The sequence below is a fragment of the Paenibacillus sp. sg306046 genome (genome assembly GCF_059821225.1).
This window is the reverse complement of sequence record NZ_JCAMRT010000026.1, coordinates 1-12,189: the sequence shown is the minus strand read 5'-3', so window position 1 is coordinate 12,189 and position 12,189 is coordinate 1. Positions and strand designations below refer to the sequence as shown.

The 12,189-nt window shown below is 57.4% G+C and carries 11 protein-coding genes; 6 read left to right on the top strand and 5 right to left on the bottom strand.

Translation table 11 applies throughout. The annotated features are described in order from the left end of the window. Positions 1 to 106: 106 nt before the first annotated feature. The 5 genes from AC6ROY_RS21475 to AC6ROY_RS21455 all read right to left on the bottom strand — a co-directional run bounded on the left by AC6ROY_RS21475 (position 107) and on the right by AC6ROY_RS21455 (position 7,719). Positions 107 to 2,125, bottom strand: coding sequence for a methyl-accepting chemotaxis protein (locus AC6ROY_RS21475; RefSeq protein WP_500102639.1), 2,019 nt, complete (start codon positions 2,123 to 2,125; stop codon positions 107 to 109). Between the two features lie 122 nt (positions 2,126 to 2,247). Continuing rightward, complete coding sequence (locus AC6ROY_RS21470; RefSeq protein ID WP_500102675.1) at positions 2,248 to 4,053, bottom strand: ABC transporter ATP-binding protein; 1,806 nt, start codon at positions 4,051 to 4,053, stop codon at positions 2,248 to 2,250. A 169-nt stretch (positions 4,054 to 4,222) separates the two neighbouring features. Beyond that, positions 4,223 to 5,977 carry an ABC transporter ATP-binding protein gene (locus AC6ROY_RS21465; protein WP_500102638.1) on the bottom strand — a complete coding sequence of 585 codons (1,755 nt, stop codon included), beginning with the start codon at positions 5,975 to 5,977 and terminating at the stop codon, positions 4,223 to 4,225. Positions 5,978 to 6,018: 41 nt separating this feature from the next. Further along, complete coding sequence (locus AC6ROY_RS21460) at positions 6,019 to 6,483, bottom strand: MarR family transcriptional regulator (protein WP_500102637.1); 465 nt, start codon at positions 6,481 to 6,483, stop codon at positions 6,019 to 6,021. A gap of 375 nt (positions 6,484 to 6,858) precedes the next feature. Further along, positions 6,859 to 7,719: a YitT family protein gene (locus AC6ROY_RS21455; RefSeq protein WP_500102636.1), complete on the bottom strand. Its 861-nt coding sequence runs from the start codon at positions 7,717 to 7,719 to the stop codon at positions 6,859 to 6,861. 200 nt (positions 7,720 to 7,919) lie between these two features. On the opposite strand from AC6ROY_RS21455, the gene AC6ROY_RS21450 reads away from it, so the two are divergent. From AC6ROY_RS21450 to AC6ROY_RS21425, 6 genes are all read left to right on the top strand, one after another. Next, positions 7,920 to 8,186 carry a hypothetical protein gene (locus AC6ROY_RS21450; protein ID WP_500102635.1) on the top strand — a complete coding sequence of 89 codons (267 nt, stop codon included), beginning with the start codon at positions 7,920 to 7,922 and terminating at the stop codon, positions 8,184 to 8,186. Next, positions 8,167 to 8,883 carry a D-2-hydroxyacid dehydrogenase family protein gene (locus AC6ROY_RS21445; protein ID WP_500102634.1) on the top strand — a complete coding sequence of 239 codons (717 nt, stop codon included), beginning with the start codon at positions 8,167 to 8,169 and terminating at the stop codon, positions 8,881 to 8,883. The genes AC6ROY_RS21450 and AC6ROY_RS21445 overlap by 20 nt, the downstream gene beginning before the upstream one ends. Positions 8,884 to 9,031: 148 nt before the next feature. Then, on the top strand, positions 9,032 to 10,087 hold the full coding sequence (gene desA, locus AC6ROY_RS21440; protein WP_500102633.1) for a Delta(5) desaturase DesA: 1,056 nt from the start codon (positions 9,032 to 9,034) through the stop codon (positions 10,085 to 10,087). Between the two features lie 75 nt (positions 10,088 to 10,162). Beyond that, positions 10,163 to 11,305, top strand: coding sequence for a histidine kinase (locus AC6ROY_RS21435; protein ID WP_500102632.1), 1,143 nt, complete (start codon positions 10,163 to 10,165; stop codon positions 11,303 to 11,305). Further along, a complete protein-coding gene (locus AC6ROY_RS21430; RefSeq protein ID WP_500102631.1) occupies positions 11,302 to 11,901 on the top strand; it encodes a response regulator in 600 nt (199 codons plus the stop codon). Before AC6ROY_RS21435 ends, AC6ROY_RS21430 begins: the two co-directional genes overlap by 4 nt. Before the next feature lie 78 nt (positions 11,902 to 11,979). After that, positions 11,980 to 12,189: AAA family ATPase (locus AC6ROY_RS21425; protein WP_500102630.1), on the top strand; the 210-nt coding region annotated here is incomplete at its 3' end.

Sequence of the window (12,189 nt, the reverse complement as noted above, 5' to 3'; positions counted from 1 at the left end):
TTCCGTCCGAATCCGGCTTGTTGTCTGTCTGTGCGCAATGAGGCCGAGACGGCTTCATTCGGACAGGCAGCGAGCCGCCGAGTCGCCTTGAATGCGGCTGCGACGCCTACAGCGTAAACTTTGTGATCTGCGACCGCAGCTTTTCGGCCATCGTCGCCAGCTCGGCTGAGGAGGAGGCAACCTCCTCCAGGGACGCCATTTGCTCCTGTGCCGCCGCGGATACGTTTTGCGACTCCGCCGCCGTTTCCGTAGCCGAGTCCGCAATTGTCCGGATGGAGTCAACGAGAACGGTTGTGCCGGAGGCAATTTCGTCAGCAGCCGTGGACACGCCATGGATGCTTTGGGCTACCTGCTGAACGGAGCTGCGAATTCGTGCAAACAGCTCGCCGGCTTCCCGGCCGGCCTGGCGGCCTGCGGCAGCTTGCGTGACCGTCTGCTCCGACGCTTGCAGCGTGCGTTCGATTTCAAGCTGGATATTGCTGATTAATCCGGCGATTTGCTCGGCTGCTGTCAGCGATTGAGCGGCAAGCTTCCGGATTTCTTCGGCAACGACGGCAAAGCCCCGGCCTGCTTCTCCCGAGCGCGCGGCTTCGATAGAAGCGTTTAACGATAAAATATTCGTCTGCCTGGCAATGGCGTCGATGCCGGTCACGACGTTGCCGATTTGGCCGGACAAGCCGTTCAGCGCATGAATCGTACCGGCGAGCTTGCCGATGCCTTGCTCCATCTCTTCCATTCTTACCGTCAGCTGCTCCATCGACGCGGCCCCGTCATCCGACAAATGCGAGGCCTCCGAGGCAATCGCAGCCGCATCCGTGCTATGCGCCGCGATGCCGTCAATTTGCCTCGCAATCGTTTCCGCGGCCTCGCTGCCGTCCTGAACGCTGGCCGTTTGCCGTTCGGTGCTTTCGGCGACGACGAGGATCGCTTCGGAAATGTTTTGCGCCGCGTGCGCGCCTTGGTCTGCGCCTGCCGCCAGCTGCCTGGCCGAATCCGTCAATTGATGCGCCAGCCCCTGCACATCCTTCATCATGCCGTGTATCTGATCGCCTGCGGCATTAAAGGACTGGAGCGCCAGGCTGACATCGGAGTTGCCCTTGACCGAAATCCGGTGGGTCAGGTCGCCTTGCGCCAGCAGGTTGATGCCCTTAGTCAGCTGGCGAATCGGCGAGGCGATGCGCAGGGCAACCAGCACGCTGACGATCAGGCCGATGATAACCATGACAGCCCCGGCCAGCACGACCAGCGTCAGCATCTCGGCGACCGGACGCAGCAGCTCCTTTTCTTCGGCAAACATGGTGATGATCCAGCCTGTCGTCGTGACGCTCATATGCCCCATTTTTTGAACGCCGTTTTCGTTGTAGCTGAACGACTTGGAATCGCCCTGTTTTTCCCGTTCCAATGCTTGCATAAGCTCGGGATTGCCGAGATCGGCCAGCTTTTTGGTCAAAATATACGATTCATCCATATAAGAAATGAACGTTCCGTCGGCAAGCGTCATAAACGCTTTTCCCGTCTCGCCCATCCGGGCGGAGCTGATGCTGTTGAGCGCATCCTTGATCGGATAGGAGCCGCCGTAAAAGCCGATCAGCTTGCCGTCCTTTTTCAGCGGAGCGCCGACAACGACAAGCATCGTGCCCGTCGTTTTGGAAATAACCGGATCGGATACAAAGGTTATGCCTTGCTGCGCTGTTTTCACATAAGGCCGATCAGATAAGTTGACATCCAGCCCCTGGATGTTGACAGCCTTGGCTGCCGTCAAATCAAGCGAGAAGAAAATGGATTCAAACTCCGGGTGCTGCTTCTGCGCCTTGATGACAAATTCAAGCTGCTTCTGCCGGCTTGCTTCAATCTCGGAGCCTTGCTCCGCGATCAGCTGCATTATCGCTTTTTTTTCCGTCAGGTTGGCGTCCAGCTTCTCGGCTAACAAATGGGAGGACAGCTCCATCTGGATTTCCGCCTGATCCTTGATCGTTTTGGAGGCCGAGGCATACAGGATATACGACAGCAGAGCGATGCAAGTGACGAGAATCAGCAGCGATGACCAGACGATACGTCCGGCTGTTTGGCGAATGGAGCCGAGCGCAAGCAAGGTCTGGGCCAAGCCGGGTTGTTTAACTGGCATTCGGTAGTCCCCTTTAATTCATGATATGTATAGTTTTCAATATCGGTCATGAAGGACCCAATTTTTACTAAACTTTTGAAAGGGGGACGGATTTAATCGTTTCATGATCTTGTGCCAAGCGATCAGATCACCTGCTGGAATTGTCCGGTGTACAGGCTGTAGTAGAAGCCTCGGCTGTGCAGCAGCTGCTGATGGGTGCCGCGCTCGATAATCCGGCCGCCCTGCAGCACCAGAATCTGGTCGGCTTCGCGGATCGTGCTCAGCCGATGGGCGATGACAAAGCTTGTGCGGCCCTTCATCAGTGTCTTCATCGCGTCCTGAATATGCATTTCCGTCCGGGTATCGACGCTGCTGGTCGCTTCATCCAAAATCAGAATGGACGGGTCCGCGAGAATCGCCCGCGCGATCGTCAGCAGCTGCCGCTGGCCGTGGCTCAAATTGCCGCCTTCCGCCGTCAGCTTAGTGTCGTAGCCTTGCGGCAGCCGGGTAATAAAGCTGTCCGCATTGGCCAGCAGGGCGGCGGCCTTCACCTCATCGAGGGTGGCGCCGGTTTTGCCGTAGCGGATATTTTCGAGAATCGTATCGGAAAACAAATACGCATCCTGCAGCACGATGCCAAGCTTGCTGCGCAGGCTCCGTTTATCCAGCTCCCGGATGTTGCGCCCGTCGATGGCGATAGACCCTTCCTGAATCTCGTAGAAGCGGGTCAGCAGATTCACAATGGTCGTTTTGCCAGCTCCGGTCGGACCGACAAGCGCAATGGTTTCTCCGGGCTTCGCTGTAAAGGAGATGTCGGACAAAATCGGCGTGGACGCCTCGTACCCGAACGAAACGCGCTCAAATACGACCTCGCCCTGCACTGTTGTCAGCTGTCCATCCTCGTCTTTCCCTTCGGGGGCGAATTCCGAGTCCATATCGAGAATTTCAAAGACGCGCTCTGCCCCGGCAATCGCCGATTGCAGCATATTATATTGATTCGCCAGCTCGTTGATCGGCCGCCCCAATTGCTTGGAATAGTTCAGAAAGCTGACAATAACGCCAATCGACGTCAGCCCGCCAAGCGCCATCCAGCCGCCGACGGCTGCGAGCAGTGCGAAGCTCATATTGTTGACCACGTTCATGAACGGGCCCATCAGGCCGGAAAACATTTGCGCGCGCGTGCCGACCTGGTTCAGCCGGCTGTTCAGCGTCTCGAACTGCCGGATGGACCCGGCTTCGCGCCGGTAAGCCTTCACGACCTTCTGGCCGCTCATCGTTTCTTCGATAAAGCCGTTTAATTCGCCAAGCTGCTGCTGCTGCGCGGTAAACAGCTTGCGGGTCCGCTTTGTAATTTGCCGGGTTACCAGCAGGACAAGCGGAATACTGACCAGACTGACCGCGGTCAGCGTCACGTTCAGGCTCAGCATAAGCGCCAGCGAGCCGACGACCGTCACGACGCTGGTGATCAGCTGGGTGACGCTTTGATTGAGTGTGCCGGACACGTTCTCGATGTCGTTCGTTGTCCGGCTCATCAGCTCGCCGTGCGTGCGGCTGTCAAAAAACGGCAGCGGCAGCTGCTGGAACCGCTCGAACAGGTCGCTGCGAAGCTGCTGCACGGTTCGCTGTGTGACGCCCGCCATCACATACGCTTGCAGCCAAAGCGTGAAGCTGCCGAGCGCATAAGCAGCCAGCAGGCCTGCGCATAGCCAGAGCAGTCCGGTGCGGTCCTGCTTCAATATGAATTCGTCAATTGCCCGGCCGATCAAATACGGGCCGATCAGCGCAAGCCCGGAGCTGGCCAGCGTCAGCATGAGCACAAGCAGCAGACCGCTGCGGTGGCGGCTGAGATAACCCCAGAGGCGGCGGATGGTTGCCTTTGCTTGCTTGGGTCGCACCTTGGGCACCGGTCCCCGGCCTGGTCCGCCGCCCGGTCCCATGCCTCCGAGCATAGCCGAGCCCGGAGCAGGCCGGAGCGGGGCTTCGCTTGACACTTCGTTCGGGGCTGCCGCCGATACGGGAAATGCAGGGACGGACGGCTGGAAGCCGCCGGGCGGCGACTTGGCCTCGACGCTTGCAGCCGGGCTTGCGGACGGAGTCGTTCGCGCGGATGTGTTGCGATCAGCCATGGAGCGACTCCTCCTTGTCCCGGGTAAGCTGGGATTCGTAAATTTCCTGGTACACCGCGCTGCTGCGAAGCAGCTCGTCATGGGTGCCCTGTGCCGAAATTCGCCCGTCCTCCAGCACCAAAATCAGATCGGCCTGCTGCACGGAGCTGATGCGCTGGGCGATGATAAAGCAGGTGCTGTTCGCCATCAGCTCTCCGAGCGCCTGCCGGATCAGCGCTTCGGTTCGCAGATCAACGGCGCTGGTGCTGTCGTCGAGAATGAGAATGGCAGGCTGCAGCAGCAGCGCGCGCGCGATGGCGATCCGCTGCTTCTGGCCGCCTGACAAATTGACGCCCCGCTGGCCAAGCTGTGTATCGTAGCCGTCCGGCAGCTGCATGATAAAATCGTGAGCCTGCGCCGCCTGCGCGGCTGCTTCGATTTCCTCCTGGGTGGCGTCCGGCTTGCCGAAGCGGATATTGTCGCGGATCGGGCCAGTGAATAAAATCGACTGCTGGAGCACCAGCCCGATTTGTCCGCGCAGCTCCGCCAGCGGCAGCTGCTGCACATCCAGGCCGTCGATCCGCACTTGCCCGCTGTCCGGCTCGTAGAGCCGGGGAATGAGGCTGACAAGCGACGTTTTGCCCGAGCCGATCGCGCCGAGAATCGCGACCGTTTGCCCGGCCTCGGCCGTGAACGAAATGTCGTGCAGCACCTGCTTCGTCTTGCTGTCATCGCTGCCGTAGCTGAAGGACACGCGGTCAAACATAACCTGACGCGCGACGTTCCGCGTCAGTCCTGCCTGCGCGCCCGGCGCGTCCGCAATGTCAGGCTGGACGGCCAACACCTCGTTAATCCGGTCGGCCGACACGTTGGCCCGGGAGACGTTGACCAGCATCATGCCGATCATCATCAGCGAGGAGAGCAGCTGCATCACATAATTAATGAACGCGGCCAGATCGCCGACCGACAGGCCGCCTTCCCACGTCTGCGCGCCGCCGAACCAGAGCACAGCGACAATGCTGGCATTGAGGATAAGCGTCATAATGGGCATATTATATGCAATAACCCGCGCCGCCTTCAATGCGATTTCCGTGTAGTCGCGGTTCGCGCGACCGAATCGCGATTGCTCGTAAGCCGAGCGGACGAACGCCTTGACGACGCGGATGCCGGACAAATTTTCCTGGAGCACCGTGTTGACGCCATCCAGCTTCGTCTGCACCTGGCCGAACAACGGGAAGGACAGGCGGATCAGCGCATACAAGGTGATGGACAGCAGCGGCACAACGACGAGTAAAATGAGGCCGAGGCGCGGGCTGATCAGCATCGCCATGACGAAGCTGCCGACGACCAGCAGCGGCGCACGGACGAGAATCCGGAGCGTCATCTGCACAAACATCTGCACCTGCACGATATCCTGGGTCAGCCTCGTCACCAGCGAGCCGGTTCCGAACCGGTCGAGATTGCGGAAGGAAAACGTTTGCACCTTCGCAAACAGCGCTTTGCGCACATCGGCGCCAAAGCTTTGGGCGGCGATGCTGGAAAAGATCGTACAACCGGCGCCGCCCAGCAGCCCGATCAGCGCGATGCCCAGCATGGCCGCTCCGGTCGATTGAACATGGGCCAGATTGCCTTGCATCACGCCTTCATTGACGATGCTGGCCATCAGCTTAGGCTGCAGCAGGTCCATATACACCTCAAGCAGCATCAGCAGAGGGGCCAGCAGCGTCGCCACCCAGTAAGGCTTCAAGTAGCTTTTCAATTTCCACATAAACGAAGCAAACACCTCACTAAAATTAAGTTGTCGGCTAACTAATTGGTCGAGCGGGGAAATTCCGCGCTTTGCTCATACTCAACCAGATTGTCGTACATCTGCAGCAGCAGACGGCGCATAAGCAGCTTTTCCTCCGGCAGAAAATTCGCGAAGGATTTGGCCTCCATTGTGCGAAGCACATCCTTGATCGCACGGGTTGCCTCTGCGCCGCGCGGCGTCAAATAGACGCGGGAAACCCGTTGGTCCTGCGGATCGGTCCGCCGCTCCAGCAGGCCGTTTTTTTGCATCCGGTTAATCATGACGGTTAGCGTGGCCGGTTTGACGCGCAGCTGGGCAGCCAGCTCGCTTTGGCTTTGCCCGTCCTTCTCCGCCAGCCGGAACAGCAGAGGGGGCTGTCCGGGGTACACGTCCAGATCCTGAATATGCAGATGGATATGGTGGCGATGCAGGCGCATCACATGCGACATAATATGGTTGATTGAATCGGAATGATGAATATCCATGATAGCGCCCCTTTATAGTTAGTCGACTAACTATAATCGTACGGCGATTTGGAGGTTGCGTCAAGAGCGGATTTGTCGGCAAGCAGAGCGAATCGCGGGGAAGAGGGGGAATAGTCAGGCGATGCGCCGAGAAAAGGAAGAGCAGTCAGGCGATGCGTCGAGAAGAGGGGGATGAGGGCTTGTCCCTTGAGGCGAGACGGGCAGGCTGTTGACCTTCGTGGTAAGCTGGCTGCTGCCGAGACAGTCCGCCTGCGGTCCGTCCGATCGCCCGTACGTGTCCCGACTTGGGGGCGTGGGTACGCGCGGGCGGACGTATGGAAAGAGGAGCAGACGGACACATGGACGCATGGACACACGTCGGTCAACTGGAGGCGGTTACTTCCGGATGCTTGCCATTGCTGCCGAATCCTGATCCAGATAGGAGACGATGACCTGGGCGGCCGGGGAAAATTCGCTGACAGCTGCTTGCAACCGCTTTACATGCTGGCTGGGAATGATCAGGAATAAGCCGGATTGCGCCTGCGAACGTTGCAGGCTTGTCAGCTTGCCGTCTTCCCGCTGCAGAAATTGAATATGCGCACCGAACGCAGCGGTCAGATGGCGGGTTAATGGTTCCACGGGGCCGTCGGAGGCAATCCAGACCAGCTTGCTGCTGCGAAATGCCAGCGTAAGCTGAATCGCCTTGAATGCGGCGAAATACGCAATGACGGAATGGATCGCCTGATCCCAGCCGAACAAAAAGCCGCCGCAAGCCAAAATAAACAGGTTGAGAATCATGACCAGCTCGCCGATCGTCAGCCGGATGGACCGGTTCAAATAAACCGCTACGACATTCAGACCGTCCGGATACCAGCCGTGCCGGATAATTAAGCCGAGGCCGATTCCGAGCGTAAGTCCTCCGCAGACGGCGGCAGGCAGCGGATTTTCCAATATCGGCGGAAACGGGTCCAAATAAACAGCAAGCAGTGTAATAATGATTAAGGAGGCAAGCGCGGATAACGTCTGGCTGGGGCGCTTGCGGTTAAACAGCACAAACGGGAGATTGATAAACAGCAGGAACAGCCCCATTTTCATCTCGGTCACGTGGGACAGCAAAATCGCGATCCCTTTTACGCCTCCGGGAATGATTTTGTGCGGCGTCAGGAACATTTCCAGACCGATTGAAACGAGCAGGATGCCGGTCACAATCGCGCCGATTGGCAGTACTTTGGCCCCAATGCCGGAACGATGGTTCATAAGCATGACTTCCCCCTTTCTTTCTTCATTCTATAGTAGCATAGCTGGAGGAAGAAGACCTGTGCTGATCGTGACAGCGGCTTGACAGATGCGCCAGGGCGAAACGGGAGCGCATGGCATACAAGAAGCCAGCTCGGCTATGATACAATAGAGCGCGTAATGTCTGTCACCTACAGGCTTATTCGAAAGGGAGAATATCTATGACCCTGCGTTGCGTTATTCTTGATGATTACCAGCATGTCGCCCTGCAGCTTGCGGACTGGTCCGCGCTTGAAGGCAAGGTGGAAATCCGAACTGTTCATCATCCTATTGCGGAGGAGGCGGAGCTGCTCGAAGCGGTGCGTGATTGTGAAGTGATTGTCATCATGCGCGAGCGCACGCCGTTTCCCGCCTCGCTGCTCAGGCAGCTGGCAGCTGGACAAGCTGCGTCTGCTCGTCACGTCCGGGATGCGCAATGCATCCCTTGACCTTGCCGCCGCCAAAGCTCAAGGGATCACGGTTTGCGGTACAGGCGGCCGCCTCGACCCGCCGGTGGAGCTGGCATGGGCGCTGATTTTGGGCCTGGCCCGCCAGCTTGTGCCGGAGAACGCGAACTTCAGGAGCGGCGGCCCGTGGCAGACGACGGTTGGCATGGACTTAGCCGGCCGTACACTCGGTTTGCTTGGCTCAGGCCGGATGGGCACCCGTATGGCGCATATTGCGCAGGCGTTCGGAATGAGGACGCTGGCCTGGAGTCAAAACCTGACCCGCGAGCAAACTGAAGCGAACGGTGTCGGGCTCGCTGCTTCTAAGGAGGCGCTGCTGGCGGACAGTGATGTGGTTTCGATCCATTTGCTGCTGAGCGACCGGACAAGAGGCTTGATCGGCCGTGCGGAGCTGGCGCATATGAAGGCGTCGGCGTATTTGATCAACACGTCGCGAGCGCCGATTGTGGAGCAGGAGGCGTTGATAGAGGCGCTGCAAGCCGGGCAAATCGCGGGAGCCGGGCTTGATGTGTACGAGCTGGAGCCGCTGACGGTCTCCCATGTGCTGCCCACGCTGCCCAATGTGCTGGCAACGCCGCATCTCGGTTACGTGACGGAGGGTAACTACCGTATTTTTTACCAAGAGGCTGTCGAGGATATCGCGGCGTATTTGGCCGTTGAAGCGCTGCGCGACCTATAGACATGACATTTGTCATGGGTTGTACTATGACGTTTATGACTTCAATAAAAATGTCGAATTTTTTATACTCGGTAAAGAGCATATAACCGCCCGCCGCGAGCGGGGCTGCGTTTCGTCGCAAGGCCATTTGGAGGAGGAAGACCGAGAGATGCATCAACCCAGCATAGCCCAACTCAAGAAAACGGTTGCTCCTTACGAGAAAACCGATATGAAAGCGAGCATTCGCCAGCTGATCAATACGATCGTGCCGCTGGTGCTGCTCTGGTACGGCGCCTATTTGAGCTTATCCGTTTCGTACGCGCTCACGTTGTTCCTGGCTGTGATGACGGCCGGATTTGTCATTCGGACGTTTATTATTTTCCATGACTGCTGCCACCAGTCGTTTTTCCGCAGCCGGCTGGCTAACGATATCGTCGGGACGATTACCGGCGTGATGACGTTATGCCCGTACGAGCAATGGAAAAACGCCCACTCCATCCACCACGCCACCAGCAGCAATCTTGACAAGCGCGGCGTCGGCGATATCTGGATTATGACGGTGGATGAGTATGTCACGGCTCCGTCCTGGCGCCGCATCGCGTACCGGTTGTACCGCAATCCGTTTATCATGTTTGGTCTCGGCCCGATTTTCGTATTCGTCATTCAATACCGGTTTAACCGCAAGGGCGCGCGCCGCAAGGAGCGTCTGGGCAACTACTTGACAAATGTGCTGCTCGTCGGCGTATACGCGCTGCTGATCTCGCTGATCGGCTGGCAGTCGTTTTTGCTGGTGCAGCTTCCGATTGTTTTTGCATCCGGCTTGCTTGGCATCTGGCTGTTTTATGTGCAGCATCAGTTCGAGGATTCGTACTTCGAGCATGAGCATGAATGGAGCTATGTGCAGGCTGCTGTCGAAGGCAGCTCGTATTACAAGCTTCCCAAGCTGCTGCAATGGATTACCGGCAATATCGGCTTTCACCATGTGCATCACTTGAGCCCCAAGGTGCCGAATTACAACTTGGAGAAGGCGCATGACGCGACGCCGCCGCTGCAAATGGCGACCACGATCACGCTGCGTACCAGCTTGAAATCGCTGCGCTTCCATCTGTGGGACGAGGAGCGCAAGCGGTTTGTCGGGTTCAAGGGCATTCGTCAGGCGAAGGGCAACGCAGAGGCGGTCGTGGATAGCCTCAAGCTGACCAAGCCGGGCCTGCAGGGGGAATAGGTGAATAGCCCGGCGCCGCGTTTGTATGGTAAACTACAGGTACAATCCGTATCCTCGCGCAAAAGGTGGGCGGCCATGCAGAAGTGGTATCATATTTTTCACCGCAGCACCGGGCTTAGCCCGTACGTTTGGGTCGTCTTTTATATTCTGCCGTTTTACTTCATCTTCCGCTCCTCCTCCACCTACGAGGTTGTGGGCGGAATTGTGATGATTCTCGTGTTTTTCGGCTGCTACGTGCTGTCCTTTCTGTCGAAGGGATGGCTTATGTACGTTTGGACCGGCATGCAGGTCGCGATTTCCATCCTGATGACCTTGGTGTTCGGCTACGTGTATTTCTCGCTGTTTCTGGCATTTTTTATCGGCAACATTCAGCATAGAGCCGGTTTTTTTACGTTATATTCGATTCATCTGGTCACGACGATTGCGGCGGTGAACTTCGCTTTTATTACGCAAAAGGCGAACCCGACATTTATTTCCCAGCTGCCCTTTATTCTCGTCAGTGTCGTGGCGGTCGTGCTTCTGCCCATTACGACGTACAACCGCAACAAGCGGGATAAGCTCCAGATGCAGCTGGAGGATGCAAACAAACGCATCTCCGAGCTGGTTAAGCTGGAGGAGCGGCAGCGTATCGCCCGCGACCTGCACGATACGCTCGGCCAAAAGCTGTCGCTGATCGGTCTGAAAAGCGATCTTGCGGGCAAGCTGATGACGAAAAATCCGGAGCGCGCTCAGACGGAGATCGACGAAGTGCGGCAGACGGCCCGGATTGCGCTCAAGGAGGTCCGCGAGCTGGTTACCCAGATGCGGGGCACCCGGCTGGAGGACGAAATGTTCCGTATCGAGCAAATATGCCGGGCGGCGCAGATCGACTTTCAGCTGGAAGGCGACCCCAAGCTGACGGCTACGTCGCTGATGACGGAAAACGTGCTCAGCATGTGTATCAAGGAAGCGGTCACCAATGTGGTCAAGCATAGCGGAGCCAGCGCTTGTACCATTGTGATCGAGCCGGCCGCAACCGAGCTGACGGTCAAGGTGCAGGACAACGGCGCCGGCGTGGCGAACGAAGCGACCTGCTATCGGGGCAACGGGCTGCGCGGGATGAAGGAGCGGCTGGAATTTGTCAACGGCAGTCTGGACATCGCCTGTCAGCCGGGTATGACCTTAATCATGAAGGTCCCGAACGTCTTCAAAACAGCGGAGAAGGAGGCGGGTGAATGATTCGCATCGTCATCGCAGAGGATCAGCGGATGCTGCTCGGAGCGCTAGCTTCCCTGCTCGATTTGGAAGAGGATATGAAGGTGGTGGGACGCGCGAGCAACGGTGAGGAAGCCGTGCAGCTCGTGCATCTGCATCAGCCGGATATTGTCATTATGGACATTGAGATGCCGGGCAAAAGCGGGCTGGACGCCGCCGAGGAGCTGAAGGGCACCGGCTGCAAGGTGATGATTTTGACGACCTTTGCCCGTCCGGGCTACTTCGAGCGTGCTGTTCGGGCCGGGGCCAACGGCTATCTGCTCAAGGACAGCCCCAGCGAGGAGCTGGCGGATTCGATCCGCAGCGTAATGGCAGGCCGCCGCATTTATGCGCCGGAGCTGGTCGACGGGGCGTATGCCGAGGAAAGCCCGCTTACGGAGCGGGAGAAGGAAGTGCTGGTGATGATCGCCGACGGCAAAAATACGAAGGAGATCGCCAGCGAGCTGTATTTGACCACCGGTACGGTGCGCAATTATATTTCGACGATTCTCGACAAGCTGGATGTTAGCAACCGGATCGAGGCTATTGTGCGGTTTAAGGAGAAGGGCTGGTTTAAGTAAGGCGGGAGCATTGACCGGGTTAAGGTGGATAGTTTCGTAGAAATAATAGAATTAATCACTTATGCTGAGGTGACTCCGATGCGTATTACTTCTCTCCATGTAAAGAATTTCAAAAAGTTCAACAGCTTTGAATTGGATTTTTCGGAACCGTTTACTTTAATTATCGGTGAAAATGGGACAGGGAATGAAATTTTTTTACAATCTTCCTATTTTACTTACTCAACTTTCGCAGAACGAAAATCGGCTTTAATGCACGATGTAACTGAATTGAAGGCCAGTTCATTATGG